We start from the raw sequence: 14187 nt of genomic DNA on the forward strand, positions 1-14187 counted from the left end.
TTACTCCTTCTCTCTGGACTCTGGCAGATGCCAGAAATCGAAAAAATTAAACCAGTCGAGCGGCGACATGAGGGCGTAATGCTCCAGCCGCTGCGCGTAGCGATCGACGGTCTCCTGCAGCGCCTGCTGGCGTTCACCGCGCGGCAGGCGCAGCGGGTCGGCAAACGGTTCGCTGTGCAGGACGAGCTTACCCTGCTGGCGCAGGGCAAAAATCAGCACCACCGGGCAGCGCAGGATGGAGGCCAGGATAAACGGCCCCTGCGGGAACGGCGCTGGCTGGCCCATGAACGGGCTCCAGATCACCCGCCACTCGCCGCCACGCTGCGGATTCACCGCGATGCGGTCGCCCACAATCGCGACCCATTCTCCTCGCTCAAGCTTCTCTTTGATGGCAATCGCGGTGTCCGGGCCGATGTCGGTAACCGATATCAAATTCACGCCCGCCTGGGGCGCCATTTCGCTCATGATTTGCTTAAAGCGCTGGGCGTTCTCGCTGAAGACCAGGGCGGTGATAATTTTGCTGCCGTCCAGCTGGGCCAGCGCCCGGCAGGCCTCAACGTCGCCAAGATGCGAGGCCAGCAGCAGCTTGCCCTGCGGCGCCGCGACGTTAAGCGTTTCGCTCGCGCCGGGGGCAAAGACCACGTCGCGATCAAACTTCAGCTCACCGCGCCAGCTGGCGACTTTATCCAGCATCGCGTTGCCGAAGCGCATGAAATGGAAAAAGCTGTTGAGCCGCGGGGGAACGGTCATGTTCCGCTGACGCAGCTCGTGCTTCACTCTCTCAATCCACTGCCGCGAGGCCTGGCGCGCCGGACGCGCGATAAGCCAGTACACGCCGATCGTTGGCCACAGCAGCACCGTAAAGGCCCGTCGCCCCATCAGCTTCCAGACGCGCAGCATCAGGCGCATTCCCCACAGGCCCTTGACCTCGTCCTGCTGCGCCCAGTGCTGGCGGCGTCGACGGAAAAGCAGGCCGGGTATGCGGGGCAGCATGCCGAAGAACAGCCGGGTATGCATCAGGGAGATCCGCACGTTATCTTTTAACGCGTCGAAGTGGGATAACCCGTCCTGCGGGTAGGTGACGCGGGTGGGCAGAAAGACGCTGGCATTGCCCTGCCAGTAGAGACGGACCATCACTTCGGTGTCAAAGTCCATCCGCTTGCCGAGCGTTTCACGCGCTGCCAGCCGCAGCGTGGGCGAGACCGGATAGACCCGAAAGCCGCACATGCTGTCTTTAAGCTGCAGGGATAAGGTCTCAATCCACACCCAGACGTGGGTTACCCAGCGTCCGTAGAGCCGCGAGCGTGGAATGGAATCATCGTAAATGGGCTGGCCGGAAATCAGCGCGTCCGGGTGGCGCTCCGCCAGCGCCAGCAGTTTGGGGATATCTTCGATGGCGTGTTGACCGTCCGCGTCCACCTGCACGGCGTGGGTATAGCCCGCGCGCGCGCACTCCTCCAGCCCCCTGATGACCGCGGCACCTTTCCCGGCGTTTTCCGCCAGACGGATCAGCGTTACCTGCGGCTGCTCTGCCGCCAGGCGCTCGAGCTCCTGTCGGGTGATCGCTTCGCTGCCGTCATCTACCACCAGGCACGGCAGGCCGAACGGCGCGAGACGCGACAGTACGCGGGCAATCATGGCGCCGTGGTTGTAGCACGGGATCAGCACGCAGGGGCGAAAGATCACTGACATAGCCGAATTTTCCCGCTGCTGGCGGTATGGCGCTCCGCCCCGGCGTGACGCTGGTAGCTGAAGGTCAGCATCTGACGTTCGGCATGCCACTCAAGCACCAGCGTCACCGTGGTTTCCGGCAGCAGAGGCGCCTGGAACTTCACGTTTTGAATGCTGTGAAAGCGGTAGCCCGGTGCCAGTAACGTCGTGGCGTAGTGCATCACCCAGTCAAGCTGCGCAACGCCGGGCAGCAGCGGTTGTACGGCAAAATGGCCCTGAAACCAGAACAGCGCCGCGTCGAGATGCAAAATGATTTCCAGCTTCTCCGGCTGTGTCTGGCGGCGCTCAATTTCATGAATTTTCATGAAATAACTCCTCTAACTGCGCATAGACACGCTTGTTCATACTGTTTACCGGCATTTCATCGACAATGCGCCAGTAGCGCGGAACGGCGACCGGCTCAAGCCACGGCAGCAGGGCGCGACGCCAGGCGAACTCCTGCGCTTTTTTATCCTGCATATACCCGCGCTGGCGAACCGCTTCGTCCAGGACAAGCAGCGCGCCAATCCCCTGACGGCCTCCGCGCGTGACCGGCAGCGCAGCCGCTTCGCAAATGCCGTCGAGCTCCAGCAGGCGACGTTCGATCTCGTTAAGCGAGATGCGCTTTTCTTCAATTTTGACCACCCGCCCGCGACGACCGGCGATGCTGAACAGCCCCTCGCTGTCGAAGTGGAGGATATCATCCAGCTGGAGTCCTTCTTCCTCATGGATCAGTGGCGACGTGACGCGACAGGCGTTATCTTCCTGATGGAAGATAACGCCGGGGAACGCGAGCCACGGCACGTTATCCTGCTGGCGATGGCGCCAGGCGAGGATCCCGGTTTCGGTACTGCCATAAATTTCATCCGGCCAGATGTTAAGCCAACCCGCGGTGGTGGCGACGTCACACCACGGCAGCATTCCGCCTGCTGAAATCAGCATTCTGACGGGCGGCGCGGGCAGCTCCGTATCCAGGCGCTTCAGGAACGCCGGGCTGCTGATGAACAGGTAATGCCGGTCATGAGGAAGGGCGGCCAGCTGCTCTGCGTAGTAGAGCATCGCGGCATGCAGCGGCAGGCCCAGCGCCATCGGCAATACGATGCGGAATGTCAGGCCGTACAGATGTTGCGGTACGACCGAGGCGACAACGCTACAGCCGGTCAGCCGCTCGCCGAAGCGGTCAGCCAGCAGACGGGCTTCGCGATCCAGGCTGACGATGTGCTTAATCACCCGGCGCGGGGTACCCGTGGAGCCGGAGGTGAACAGCTCAACGAAGCGGCTTTCGTCAATCTCCGGCAGGGGCGACCAGCGGCTAGCCGTCTGATGGCTGGAGGCCACCACAATCAGCTTGCCATGGAAATCGAGAGTCCGATCGCTCAGAACGCCGCTAAACAACGACTGCTGTTCTTCAAGCTGCGAGACGCGGCTATGGCCGGGAATAACCGGCGTTTTACCGGCATGCAGCGAGGCCAGCAGCGCAACGATAAACAGGTAGCTGTTTTCAAAGCACAGCGCCCAGCGCTCGCCTTCCTGCTGACGCAGGGTGTCGACCAGCAAGGTCACGTCGTGGCGCAGCTGGCCAAGCGTCCAGGTACGATCGTCAAGCCAGGCAACGGGCATGTCGTCAGGGCGGGGCGCATTTAACCACTGGCCCAGCGGAAGGGGGTTAGTCATTGTGCATCTCTTTTTTAATCACCCGCTGGCGCACCAGCCACTCGGTCGCCATCAGCGTTCCCATCAGGATATAAGCCACCATACCGTTCCACAGCGTCCACAGATGCATGTCGCCGTGCAGCACGGTGAACAGCGCCATCGCGCCGTTTCCGATGAAAAAGCAGCACCAGACGAGGGTCACCTTGCGGGTATAGTGCACGCCCTCCGGGGGCAGGTTTGGCTCGCGCAGGCGCGCCAGTCGCTCGACCAGCGGCATCGCGGTCCACAGCGAACCGCCGAACACGGCCAGCATCACAAGGTTGACGACCACCGGGTAGAACAGCAGCCACTGGTGGGTTTTCAGCAGGTAGCTGGCCGCGCAGAGCGCAATGCCCGCGAGCGCCACGCACTGCACCACATACCGCATCGGGCCAGCGTTCCGCCGCGCCTGGCGCAGCCGCAGCAGCATTAACAGCGCCATCACCGGCAACAGCCACTGCAGGCTGTTGTGCGTCAGCCCAAATCCAATCAGGAAGGGCCACGCCAGCAGCATCAGCCCCGTCAGCAGTGGGATGACCGGGAACGTCCGTCCACCACGCACGACGTCTTACTCTTCGCGCAGAAGCTGTTCGACGGCGTCTACCACATCCTGAACGGTACGAACCGACTTGAAGGTTTCCGGCTTGATTTTCTTGCCCGTTTTCTTCTGCAGATGAACAATCATGTCCACCGCGTCAATGCTGTCCAGCTCCAGGTCTTCGTAAAGACGGGCTTCGGGCGTAATGTCCTGCGGGTCGATTTCAAAGAGCTTGGTCAGAAGGCCGCAGACTTCCTGGTAAATGGTTTCTTGTTCAGTCATCGTTCACATCTCAGGCGCGTTGAGCGTTGATAAAGGACGCCAGCGTGGCGACGGAAAAGAAGTGCTGGCGCATCTCTTCGCTTTCAGCAGAAAGCACCACGCCATACTGGTTTTTCACGGCCAGACCCAGTTCCAGCGCGTCAATGGAGTCCAGACCCAGCCCATCGCCAAACAGCGCGGCATCGGTATCAATATCCTCTGCGGTAAGCTCGTCCAGATTCAGCGTGGTGATAATGAGATTCTTAATTTCAAGATAAAGCGCTTGCATCATTAATTCCTGACAAAGATTGAAGGCCTGATGTTAATCGATGCTGTAGATGCCGGTTTAACTGCCTTGCCGCCAGCGCCGGTTCTTGTTCATTTGCATCGTAAAATTCGTCGATGTTCACGCGGTCGCGGACATCCACGGTGAAAACGGGTTTTTCTGGCGGTACATCATACCAGCGACTTTTTTTATCCAGCAGGTGTTCGCTACAGTGGATCAGCACCACCCGCAGATCGCTGTTACAGCGCACGGCGATATTTGCCGCGCCGCGCTGAAGGGAGATAGCCTCGCCAAACCGGGTGCGCGTGCCTTCCGGGAAGATTAACAGCGTGTCGCCCTGAGCCAGACGCTGCTGGCTGGCCGCGAGCAGGGGCTCGGCTTCGCTGTTAATCAGGTAATCCGCCGCGCGGATGACGCCGCTGACAAAGGGGTTGCGCAGCAGCGCGCTCTTCACCAGACAGTCGGTTTCCGGCATCACTGACGCCAGAATCACGTAGTCAATTAACGTGGGATGGTTTGCCACCACCAGACAACCCCGATCGCTGCGCAGCGCGTCAAGATTGTGAATGCGATAGTCCAGTACGCCGAGGCCGCGCGCCACGGTCAGGAAGAAGCGGAAGCTGGCCGCAATGCTGCGACGCGCCAGGCGGCGACGGCTGGCGCGGTCGCGCTGGACGATTAGCAGCAGGTTGAACCAGACCAGCGACAGCAACAGCCCGCCCACGCCAAACAGCGCGAAGCAGAAGCCGGTCATCGCCAGACGCCATAGCCAGTTGATACGGGCGGCCAGGCGGTTCATGCGCGCGTCCATTGCCACAGCAAACGTTCGCCGGGCACCACAAACTGACGTTCCTCGCTGAGATAGCGCTGCAGGAACATCAGGCTTTGCGCCAGGGCGGGTTCTTCACCCGTGCTGCCGCTGCGGGTTTCACACTGCATTCCGTTGCCGGATTCAATCACCAGCGCCAGCGCGTAGGGCCAGGTGGGCATCTGCGGCGGTAGCGCCGGATGGTAAAATTCCGGCAGCGCGCCGTCAAAATCGACCAGCAGGACGCGGGAATAGCCCGCCTGCAGCAGGCTCAGCACTTCACATAAGGCCTGCTGGAAGGTGTCCAGTCCGGCAGAAATAGATGACGAGACGATGGCCTGGCGTGCGGTGATCGTGAGATTACCCACCGCGGAATTGTGCACGGACATCGCGAAATCGGTGGGTGAAACGGACTGCCCGGTCGCCAGAGCATGCAGAATACGGTCGTTGCGCTCCAGCTCGCCGTGGCGGCTGGAATAGACGACGGCATCAATGGCGTGGTTTTGCAGCATGGCAAGACCAATATCCACCGCCAGCTTACTGCCTGAATTGAGGCGGCGCGCGGTCATCATGGGTAAAGCGGTCAGGCGGGGAAGCGGGGCCGCTGGATCGACGGCCAGCTGCAGGCGCGACCACGCCTGCCACTCTGTGGCATCGCTGAGTCCTGGCGCTCTTGCCTGCCAGTCGATAATGTTCAGTGAAAATTTCATCTACGCGCGTCCGCGAAAAATAACCGTATTCAAAGGGCAGGCTGGGCCACCCGGGCAGCTAAGCTGCTCTATTGTTCACGTTTGGTGCATATCAGCAGGGTATGACCGACCCCAAGGTTGTCCAGCCGCTGTTCAACGCTGAAACCTGCGCTCTCCAGGTAGCGATAAAACTTCTCTACGCTGTAAAACCGGCTATTACCATTCGCCATACAGGTGAAATAGAGCGAGGTGGCATTCAGGCTGAAAGAGGCTGCTTCAAATTTCTGAGCATCCCAGAAAAGCTCCATGATGCACAAACGTGCGCCTGGCTTCATAGCCTGTGCGACGCGCGTCAGCATGGCGACAATCTGATCCGGAGAGAAACAATCCAGGAACTGGCTCATCCACCAGACGTCGGCGTCACCCGGCAATGTTGCTGGGCTAAGCATATCGACAGCATGGAATGCAATACGATGAGAAAAACCTGCTTTTGCGATGTTTTCCTGCGCCAGCGCTATCTGCTGCGGCAGATCGAGGATCGTCACGGCAACATTTTCGTCATAGCGGCAGCAGCGTAACGACCATTTACCCGTATTTCCGCCCACATCGTACAATTTTGTCGGCGAGCTTGCGAATATATATGGCAAAGCAGCGTCAAAAGCGGCGTCAGAATAGTAATGATCGAAGGCGAACCAGCTCTCTTTCGCCGCAGCAGGTAATTGGGATAACGCCGGGTAGATGGTTGGCCAGTTGCCAAACACGGCTAATCCGGCCGGTTTTTCTTCCTGCAGGGAGTCCGCCAGGTGAAATAGCCCCTGGTAACAAACGTCCTGGGTGAAATCCATATTTACGCGGGTCATTTCGTCGTGCAGTAAAAAATGGCCCACTTTCGCCAGGAAATAACGTCCATTCTGTTGGGTAACAATTCGACCGCTTAATCCCATATCCAGCAGTACGCTGACGGCATAGCTGCCGAGCGTGCTGTGTTCGGTTATTTCCTCGAGGCCTGCCCCCTCTTTACCTTGTTTATCAAGCCAGGCGAGAACGCCTGAGTTACGCAGACAAAGCGCAGTCTGGAATAACATCGGGGCAAAGGCGATGCGCTGCGCTTCGGTAATGGCATCCAGTGCGCTGAGTGTGTCCTTTTCGTACATGACTGCGTAACCTTTGAGGGCAATAAAGAGAGGTTATCGGGCCATACGCGGCCCGACTTTAGAAAAATATTACAGCGCGGCGCCAGAGGAGAGGTTCAGCTGAATATCGTGGTCGAGGTTATTCACCCAGCGGTTATAATTTTTGTGAATTTTACCGTCTGCCGCTTTCAGGTTAAGGCTGTTTTCATAGTTGATTGAATAGCTTGTTGCCGTGTACGGAATACTCACCTGGACCGAGTGATCGCGTGACTGCAGACGCCCCTTAATCATTCCCGGGCCGGTTTCCGTCATGATCCAGTCGCGTTTTTGGCCTGCTTTCATAATTGCCGTTTTTACCTGATCGGCAGTATGGCCTGTGCTTACAATAGAGTGAACCTGAGCGATTGGCGCGGTACGCGCGCAGCCTGCCAGCGCGCCAACGAATACGGCAGCAGCACACCATTTAACGATCTTTTTCATCAACAACTCCATATCAATAATAACAATTAAAGGCAGTGGTTTTTACAAATAATATTCATCCGGCTTTTTGCTATCGCCAGGTGTAATTTTTAATCAATATTAATGTTTGCATTACGTTGAAGCGAAGGCGGGAATAATAACATGGAAAATAAATAAGGATTTCATTTTTTATAATTTGCGTTAAATCATGAATTGCGTTTGAACGTAATGCGCGCGGCGTAATTAAAAACAGAATGAATATCGCCTTAACGCAAATAAAAAAACCGCGACGGATTAGGGGCGCGGTAATTTACGGTGTATTACTGACGGTTTAAACCTGCCTGTACAGGCAGGTCCGTTACCCGGGTAATCGGCTTTTCGGCCTCCCTGGCCCGAGCAGGATCGCCAGCTTGCTGCCGCCTTTGGTGGTCTCCATCCAGATTTTACATACGCTGGTCAGAGGCACTGACAGCAGCATACCGACCGGGCCCAGCAGCCATCCCCAAATCAGTAAGGATAAAAATACCACCAGCGTCGACATGCCCAGCCGGTGCCCCATCATGCGCGGCTCAAGAATATTGCCCAGCACCATATGCACCACGAGGAACAGCGCGCCGACCAGCATGCATTCGTAGAAGCCGTTAAACAGAAACGCCTGAATCATCGGCGGTACGGCGGAAAGCACCGCGCCAATATTGGGCACGTAGTTCAGCAGAAAGGCCAGCACGCCCCACATCAGCGCGAACTGCACGTCCATTAGCATCAGCCCCAGCCAGACAATCACCCCGGTCCAGACGCTCAGGAGCGTTTTCAGCGCCAGATATTTGGAGACGCCCTTCAGCGCCCGGTGTAAGCCGGCAATGTGAATTTGTGGATTGTTCAGCGCAAAGCGCAGCTTATAGGGGACGTGGCGAACTTCGAACAGCATAAACACCACCGTCATGACCAGCAGCAGAATGCTGGCCATCGCGCCGGAAAGCCCCGTCATCAAGGTGGTGGCGTAGGTCATGACCTTCTCGGAGTCCATTCTGCGCAGCATCCGTTCGGGTGAGATATGGAGATTAAGGAAGGGCACCATCTCCTGCAGCGCGACAATTTTACGCGTCAGCTCTTTGTTGTACTGCGGCAGCATGGTGGAGAATTCACTCAGCGATGCCGCCAGCACGCCGAAGAGCGCCGTCAGGCCAATCAGCATCACGATGACGACGATGGTGATGGCCACCGGACGGCTGACGCCCCGGCGTAAAAACCAGGTGACCAGAGGATTAAGCACGATGGCAAAAAAGAGCGCCAGCAGGAGCTGAACAATAATGTCGGCGGCAGCATGGATACCCGCAAGGATAACCACCAGACAGGCGAGTTTTAATAAGATGTGGAGTCCTGCTTTGTCGGACGGGTTAGCGATCATGCGTGTTCCTTAATATGATGACCCGATAAGTGTAGTGCCCGGGCTTCGCTTCGTCTGGCACCGTTAATCTGAAAGTCGGGGCTGATTTTCTTATTGCGCCGTGGTAATAGTGAAACACTGTTGTAAAAAATCCAGGTAGAACCCCATGCCCGAACCTGCCGCTGAACCGGCACTGAGCGGACTGCGCCTCAATCTGCGCATCGTTTCCGTTGTGATTTTCAACTTTGCCAGCTATCTGACCATCGGCCTGCCGCTGGCAGTCCTGCCGGGCTATGTCCATGACGTGATGGGCTTCAGCGCCTTCTGGGCGGGGCTGGTGATTAGCCTGCAATATTTCGCCACGCTCCTCAGCCGCCCGCATGCCGGGCGCTACGCGGACACGTTCGGTCCAAAAAGCATCGTGGTGGTGGGGCTGTGCGGCTGTTTTCTCAGTGGCCTGAGCTATCTGCTGGCTGCCGCAACCGGTCACTGGCCGCTGGTCAGCCTGGCGCTGCTCTGCCTGGGCCGCGTCATTCTTGGCATCGGGCAAAGTCTGGCGGGAACCGGCTCAACGCTGTGGGGCGTGGGTGTGGTAGGCGCGCCGCACATTGGCCGGGTGATCTCCTGGAACGGGATTGTCACCTACGGTGCGATGGCGCTCGGGGCGCCGCTCGGCGTGGCCTGCTATGCGCTGGGCGGGCTGCATGGGCTGGCCATCACCATTATGGTGGTCGCGCTGCTGGCGATCCTCTTTGCGCTGCCGCGCCCGAAAGTGAAGGCCAGCAAAGGCAAGCCGCTGCCGTTTCGGGCGGTGCTGGGGCGCGTCTGGCCGTACGGCATGGCCCTGGCGCTGGCGACCACCGGCTTCGGCGTGATTGCGACCTTCATTACCCTGTTCTACGACGCCAAAGGCTGGGACGGCGCGGCCTTTGCGTTAACCCTGTTCAGCTGTGCGTTTGTTGGCGCCCGTCTGCTTTTCCCTAACGGCATCAACCGTCTGGGCGGGCTGAACGTGGCGATGATCTGCTTTGCGATAGAGATTGTCGGGCTGCTGCTGACCGGAATAGCGATGGTGCCCTGGGTCGCGAAAGTGGGCGTGTTCCTCGCGGGGGCAGGCTTTTCCCTGGTCTTCCCGGCGCTGGGCGTGGTGGCGGTAAAAGCCGTGCCGCAGCAGAATCAGGGGGCGGCGCTGGCGACCTATACGGTGTTTATGGATATGTCTTTAGGCATTACCGGCCCGCTGGCGGGGCTGGTGATGGCCTGGGCAGGGGTTCCGGTGATCTATCTTGCCGCGGCGGGTCTGGTGGTGATTGCGCTGCTGCTGACGTGGCGGCTAAAAAAATGGCCCCCGGTGCAGGCACCGGAGGCCACGTCATCGTCGTGAAGCGTTACTGGATCACGATGGTGTTAATGATGTTTTCAGCAGCCGTCTGCGCTTTCTGCTGATCTTCCGCTGGCAGGGTGATCTGCAGGGTCAGCAGTTTGTTATCAACCTTGCCCAGCACCACGGAAGAGTAGGCGGTCTGGCCTTTTGCAGAGATGATGCTGTCGAGCTGTTGCAGCGTGTGGCCTTTCAGCTCGATGGATTTATTGGTCACGACCTGCAGCTGCGGATCGCGGCCGCGCTGCTGATCTTCCAGACGTTTGGACAGGACGGCCAGGTCTTCGCTGGTGTCGTCGCCCACAATCACAATGACCGCTTTCTGCCCGGTTGCGTCGGAGTAAACGTGCATGTTGTTCGCCTGGGTGCCCAGCTTGCCGCTCTGGTCAGTCATATCGGCTGGCAGAGAGAAACTGAGTTTGCCATCCATCAGATTCACCGGCTGGCCGGTCGCGTTGCTCTCTGCGGATGCGCCCTGAGCAGGCGTTTTCGTGTCGCTGTTATCACAGGCTGCAAGACCCACAACCAGCAGGCCAATCCCGACATATTTAACCAGATTGCGCATTGACTTCTTCCTTTCGATAAACGGCCATAACGGCTCATTCGCTCATCTTATCACAACTGATAAAGCGAACCCTTAACCAGCCTGCAATGCCGTGATTTCAGATTTATCTGCCAGCCTTTTCAGCAGCATATTGAGCAGCACGCCGTACATCGGCAGGAAGAACACAATGCTGATAAGCACCTTGAAGCAGTAGTCCACCAGCGCGATTTCCATCCAGTGTTCAGCCATGAACGCATCCGGGCTGCGCCAGAAGGCGATGAAGAAGAAGGCCAGCGTATCGCTCACGTTACCGAACAGCGTGGAGGCGGTTGGCGCCATCCACCAGCGATGATTCTGACGCAGGCGGTTAAACACATGCACGTCGAGGATCTGCCCCAGCGCGTAGGCCATAAAGCTTGCTGCGGCGATACGGGCTACAAACAGGTTGAAGTGGGTTAACGCCTCAAAGCCCTGCCAGCTTCCCATATAAAACAGTGACGAAACCACGTACGAGATGAACAGCGCCGGGAGCATGACCGAAAAAATAATGCGGCGAGCCAGCGGTGCACCAAAGATACGCACGGTCAAATCCGTCGCGAGGAAAATAAACGGGAAGCTGAACGCGCCCCAGGTGGTATGGAAACCAAAGATGGAGATTGGGAGCTGCACCAGATAGTTACTGGAGGTGATCACCAGCAAATGGAAAAGCGAAAGCCAGAACAACGCTTTTACGCGCTGTGATTCAGAAAACGACGTCATATTGTGACCTTTTTATACGTTGGGGTGAGGGAACCCAATAAAAACCGCAGCATGATACTGCTTTGGCAGGACATTGCAATGGTTAGTTTTTACGCAATCGTTAACCTGGTTTGCATTGATCGCAACCGGGCGTAAACTACAGCCGTTTTTACCAGACCGAGAAGACCATGACCGACCTGTTTTCCAGCCCAGACCACACTCTTGATGCCCAGGGCCTTCGCTGCCCGGAACCGGTAATGATGGTACGCAAAACCGTGCGCAACATGCAGACCGGTGAAACGCTGTTGATTATTGCCGACGACCCGGCCACCACCCGCGATATTCCCGGCTTTTGTACCTTTATGGAGCATGAGCTGGTGGCACAGCAGACCGAGGCGCTGCCGTACCGGTATTTGATTCGTAAGGGTTAAGTTTTGTAGGCCGGGTAAGGCGAAGCCGCCACCCGGCAAAAAGGCCTCTGCGGCCTGATGCCCTCACCCCGGCCCTCTCCCACGGAGAGAGGGAGAAAGTCATCCTTTCATCCACGCCCTGATCCCGTCCAGGAACATCTGCGTTGCCATCATCACCAGAATCAGCCCCATCAGGCGTTCCAGCGCGTTCACCCCTTTCTCACCCAGCAGGCGCAGGAACAGCGACGACTGCAGCAGGATAATAAACGTCCCGCCCCAGGCGATCAGCAGGGCAATCACCAGATGGCTCATCTGGTTCGGATACTGATGCGACAGCAGCATCAGCGTGGCCAGAATGGTCGGTCCGGCAACGAGTGGAATTGCCAGCGGCACGATAAACGGCTCTTCACCCGCAGGCAGGCCGCTGCTGCTGCCTTCCGCGCTCGGGAAAATCATCTTAATGGCAATCAGGAACAGAATAATCCCGCCGGAAATCGACACGGTTTCGGCGCGCAGGTTCAGGAATGCGAGAATTTTTTCACCCGCAAACAGGAAGATAAACATCACCAGCAGGGCGATGAGCAGCTCGCGGATCATGATTGCCCGGCGACGCTTCGGCTCGGTGTGCTTGAGCACCGACATGAAGATCGGCAGGTTTCCCAGTGGATCCATTATCAGGATCAATAAAACCGCTGCGGAAATGATTTCACTCATGTAAATTATCCCTGAAATTCTCTAAGGTTATTATGATAATTAGCTGTATTTCTGATTGCCGGGCAATCATCGATTAATTTCGCTTGCGACTTTGGCAGCATTTTGTAATGTGAAGCATATCCCAGTTCAATACTGGCTTGCACAAACAGCACACACCCTCAGCAGGAAAAAAATGCTATGAAAAACGTTGGTTTTATCGGCTGGCGCGGTATGGTCGGCTCTGTACTCATGCAACGCATGGTTGAAGAGCGCGATTTCGACGCTATCCGCCCGGTCTTCTTCTCCACTTCCCAGCTCGGCCAGGCTGCTCCGTCCTTTGGTGGTACCACAGGCACGTTGCAGGATGCTTACGATCTGGAAGCGCTGAAGGCACTCGACATTATTGTCACGTGCCAGGGCGGCGATTATACCAACGAAATCTATCCAAAGCTGCGTGAAAGCGGCTGGCAGGGCTACTGGATTGACGCGGCCTCTTCGCTGCGTATGAAAGACGATGCCATCATCATTCTTGACCCGGTTAACCAGGGCGTCATCACCGACGGCCTGAACAACGGCGTGAAAACCTTTGTTGGCGGAAACTGCACCGTCAGCCTGATGCTGATGTCCCTCGGCGGCCTGTTCGCGCAGGACCTGGTGGAGTGGGTCTCCGTGGCGACCTACCAGGCGGCGTCCGGCGGCGGCGCGCGTCACATGCGCGAGCTGCTGACCCAGATGGGCCAGCTGCACCAGAGCGTCGCGACCGAGCTGGCAAACCCGGCGTCCGCGATCCTTGATATTGAACGTAAAGTGACTCAGCTGACCCGCAGCGGCGAGCTGCCGGTGGACAACTTCGGCGTACCGCTTGCCGGCGGCCTGATTCCGTGGATCGACAAACAGCTGGATAACGGCCAGACCCGCGAAGAGTGGAAGGGCCAGGCTGAGACCAACAAAATCCTCGCGACCGAGAACACCATTCCGGTTGACGGTCTGTGCGTACGTATCGGCGCGCTGCGCTGCCACAGCCAGGCCTTCACCATTAAACTGAAAAAAGATGTGTCTATTCCGACCGTGGAAGAGCTGCTGGCCGCGCACAACCCGTGGGCGAAAGTGGTACCAAACGATCGCGATATCACCATGCGCGAGCTGACCCCGGCTGCCGTTACCGGCACGCTGACCACGCCGGTTGGCCGTCTGCGCAAGCTGAACATGGGGCCGGAGTATCTCTCCGCGTTCACCGTCGGCGACCAGCTTCTGTGGGGTGCCGCCGAGCCGTTGCGCCGCATGCTGCGCCAGCTGGCGTAATAATTTGTTAACTACCGGGGGTGATTTTCACCCCTTTTTTTTGCGTACTACATGGAGTAACACGCGTATGTCTTATTTTTTATCAGGAGTCATCTAGAGCGTTGGCTATGCTTTAAGGAAGAGTCATTTCTTACCTGAGGTTCGAACGGAGCAGAA

The 14187-nt window shown here is 57.7% G+C and carries 17 protein-coding genes; 3 read left to right on the forward strand and 14 right to left on the reverse strand.

Annotated elements, in window-relative coordinates:
• The 11 genes from BJ885_RS20300 to BJ885_RS20350 all read right to left on the reverse strand — a co-directional run bounded on the left by BJ885_RS20300 (position 1) and on the right by BJ885_RS20350 (position 8984).
• A complete protein-coding gene (locus BJ885_RS20300; protein ID WP_121932661.1) occupies positions 1 to 1692 on the reverse strand; it encodes a glycosyltransferase in 1692 nt (563 codons plus the stop codon).
• The gene (locus tag BJ885_RS20305) at positions 1683 to 2036 is read right to left on the reverse strand and encodes a hydroxymyristoyl-ACP dehydratase (protein WP_045888417.1); all 354 of its coding nucleotides are present in this window, start codon (positions 2034 to 2036) and stop codon (positions 1683 to 1685) included. The genes BJ885_RS20300 and BJ885_RS20305 overlap by 10 nt, the downstream gene beginning before the upstream one ends.
• Entirely contained in the window at positions 2023 to 3384 is a 1362-nt protein-coding gene (locus BJ885_RS20310; protein ID WP_121932662.1) for an AMP-binding protein, read from the reverse strand. Before BJ885_RS20310 ends, BJ885_RS20305 begins: the two co-directional genes overlap by 14 nt.
• Positions 3377 to 3964 (reverse strand): hypothetical protein, encoded by a 588-nt coding sequence (locus BJ885_RS20315; protein WP_121932663.1) that lies wholly within the window; start codon positions 3962 to 3964, stop codon positions 3377 to 3379. The genes BJ885_RS20310 and BJ885_RS20315 overlap by 8 nt, the downstream gene beginning before the upstream one ends.
• Positions 3965 to 3970: 6 nt before the next feature.
• Complete coding sequence (locus BJ885_RS20320) at positions 3971 to 4222, reverse strand: acyl carrier protein (protein ID WP_024908875.1); 252 nt, start codon at positions 4220 to 4222, stop codon at positions 3971 to 3973.
• 10 nt (positions 4223 to 4232) lie between these two features.
• Positions 4233 to 4490: a phosphopantetheine-binding protein gene (locus BJ885_RS20325; RefSeq protein WP_008503081.1), complete on the reverse strand. Its 258-nt coding sequence runs from the start codon at positions 4488 to 4490 to the stop codon at positions 4233 to 4235.
• Positions 4471 to 5286, reverse strand: coding sequence for a 1-acyl-sn-glycerol-3-phosphate acyltransferase (locus BJ885_RS20330; protein ID WP_032662215.1), 816 nt, complete (start codon positions 5284 to 5286; stop codon positions 4471 to 4473). Before BJ885_RS20330 ends, BJ885_RS20325 begins: the two co-directional genes overlap by 20 nt.
• On the reverse strand, positions 5283 to 6005 hold the full coding sequence (locus BJ885_RS20335; protein WP_121932664.1) for a beta-ketoacyl synthase chain length factor: 723 nt from the start codon (positions 6003 to 6005) through the stop codon (positions 5283 to 5285). The genes BJ885_RS20330 and BJ885_RS20335 overlap by 4 nt, the downstream gene beginning before the upstream one ends.
• Before the next feature lie 68 nt (positions 6006 to 6073).
• Entirely contained in the window at positions 6074 to 7138 is a 1065-nt protein-coding gene (locus tag BJ885_RS20340; protein ID WP_121932665.1) for a methyltransferase, read from the reverse strand.
• 69 nt (positions 7139 to 7207) lie between these two features.
• On the reverse strand, positions 7208 to 7597 hold the full coding sequence (locus BJ885_RS20345; RefSeq protein ID WP_121932666.1) for a hypothetical protein: 390 nt from the start codon (positions 7595 to 7597) through the stop codon (positions 7208 to 7210).
• A 337-nt stretch (positions 7598 to 7934) separates the two neighbouring features.
• On the reverse strand, positions 7935 to 8984 hold the full coding sequence (locus tag BJ885_RS20350; RefSeq protein ID WP_023309517.1) for an AI-2E family transporter: 1050 nt from the start codon (positions 8982 to 8984) through the stop codon (positions 7935 to 7937).
• 145 nt (positions 8985 to 9129) lie between these two features.
• Here BJ885_RS20350 and BJ885_RS20355 point away from each other — a divergent pair, with 145 nt between their 5' ends.
• On the forward strand, positions 9130 to 10347 hold the full coding sequence (locus tag BJ885_RS20355; RefSeq protein WP_121932667.1) for an MFS transporter: 1218 nt from the start codon (positions 9130 to 9132) through the stop codon (positions 10345 to 10347).
• A 4-nt stretch (positions 10348 to 10351) separates the two neighbouring features.
• On the opposite strand, the gene BJ885_RS20360 is transcribed toward BJ885_RS20355, so the two are convergent.
• Entirely contained in the window at positions 10352 to 10909 is a 558-nt protein-coding gene (locus BJ885_RS20360; RefSeq protein WP_023309515.1) for a DcrB family lipoprotein, read from the reverse strand.
• A gap of 72 nt (positions 10910 to 10981) precedes the next feature.
• Positions 10982 to 11647, reverse strand: a complete 666-nt coding sequence (locus tag BJ885_RS20365; protein ID WP_023309514.1) for a 7-cyano-7-deazaguanine/7-aminomethyl-7-deazaguanine transporter — start codon at positions 11645 to 11647, stop codon at positions 10982 to 10984.
• A gap of 167 nt (positions 11648 to 11814) precedes the next feature.
• Between BJ885_RS20365 and tusA the strand changes: the two genes are divergently transcribed.
• Positions 11815 to 12057: a sulfurtransferase TusA gene (tusA, locus tag BJ885_RS20370; protein WP_008503071.1), complete on the forward strand. Its 243-nt coding sequence runs from the start codon at positions 11815 to 11817 to the stop codon at positions 12055 to 12057.
• Between the two features lie 99 nt (positions 12058 to 12156).
• Here the strand turns inward: tusA and yhgN are convergent, their stop codons facing one another.
• Positions 12157 to 12750: an NAAT family transporter YhgN gene (gene yhgN / locus BJ885_RS20375; RefSeq protein ID WP_003861574.1), complete on the reverse strand. Its 594-nt coding sequence runs from the start codon at positions 12748 to 12750 to the stop codon at positions 12157 to 12159.
• A gap of 177 nt (positions 12751 to 12927) precedes the next feature.
• Between yhgN and asd the strand changes: the two genes are divergently transcribed.
• A complete protein-coding gene (gene asd / locus BJ885_RS20380; protein ID WP_059347490.1) occupies positions 12928 to 14031 on the forward strand; it encodes an aspartate-semialdehyde dehydrogenase in 1104 nt (367 codons plus the stop codon).
• The last annotated feature ends 156 nt before the right edge of the window (positions 14032 to 14187 follow it).

Origin of the sequence: Enterobacter sp. WP_7_1 (assembly GCF_003688535.1) — a bacterium.
GTDB classification, from domain to species: Bacteria; Pseudomonadota; Gammaproteobacteria; order Enterobacterales; family Enterobacteriaceae; genus Enterobacter; species Enterobacter asburiae.

Coding starts and splice junctions, on each gene's coding strand:
- BJ885_RS20300 (WP_121932661.1), bottom strand. CDS start 1,692: ATGTCAGTGATCTTTCGCCCCTGCGTGCTGATCCCGTGCTACAACCAC.
- BJ885_RS20305 (WP_045888417.1), bottom strand. CDS start 2,036: ATGAAAATTCATGAAATTGAGCGCCGCCAGACACAGCCGGAGAAGCTG.
- BJ885_RS20310 (WP_121932662.1), bottom strand. CDS start 3,384: ATGACTAACCCCCTTCCGCTGGGCCAGTGGTTAAATGCGCCCCGCCCT.
- BJ885_RS20320 (WP_024908875.1), bottom strand. CDS start 4,222: ATGACTGAACAAGAAACCATTTACCAGGAAGTCTGCGGCCTTCTGACC.
- BJ885_RS20325 (WP_008503081.1), bottom strand. CDS start 4,490: ATGCAAGCGCTTTATCTTGAAATTAAGAATCTCATTATCACCACGCTG.
- BJ885_RS20330 (WP_032662215.1), bottom strand. CDS start 5,286: ATGAACCGCCTGGCCGCCCGTATCAACTGGCTATGGCGTCTGGCGATG.
- BJ885_RS20335 (WP_121932664.1), bottom strand. CDS start 6,005: ATGAAATTTTCACTGAACATTATCGACTGGCAGGCAAGAGCGCCAGGA.
- BJ885_RS20340 (WP_121932665.1), bottom strand. CDS start 7,138: ATGTACGAAAAGGACACACTCAGCGCACTGGATGCCATTACCGAAGCG.
- BJ885_RS20345 (WP_121932666.1), bottom strand. CDS start 7,597: ATGAAAAAGATCGTTAAATGGTGTGCTGCTGCCGTATTCGTTGGCGCG.
- BJ885_RS20350 (WP_023309517.1), bottom strand. CDS start 8,984: ATGATCGCTAACCCGTCCGACAAAGCAGGACTCCACATCTTATTAAAA.
- BJ885_RS20355 (WP_121932667.1), top strand. CDS start 9,130: ATGCCCGAACCTGCCGCTGAACCGGCACTGAGCGGACTGCGCCTCAAT.
- BJ885_RS20360 (WP_023309515.1), bottom strand. CDS start 10,909: ATGCGCAATCTGGTTAAATATGTCGGGATTGGCCTGCTGGTTGTGGGT.
- BJ885_RS20365 (WP_023309514.1), bottom strand. CDS start 11,647: ATGACGTCGTTTTCTGAATCACAGCGCGTAAAAGCGTTGTTCTGGCTT.
- tusA (WP_008503071.1), top strand. CDS start 11,815: ATGACCGACCTGTTTTCCAGCCCAGACCACACTCTTGATGCCCAGGGC.
- yhgN (WP_003861574.1), bottom strand. CDS start 12,750: ATGAGTGAAATCATTTCCGCAGCGGTTTTATTGATCCTGATAATGGAT.
- asd (WP_059347490.1), top strand. CDS start 12,928: ATGAAAAACGTTGGTTTTATCGGCTGGCGCGGTATGGTCGGCTCTGTA.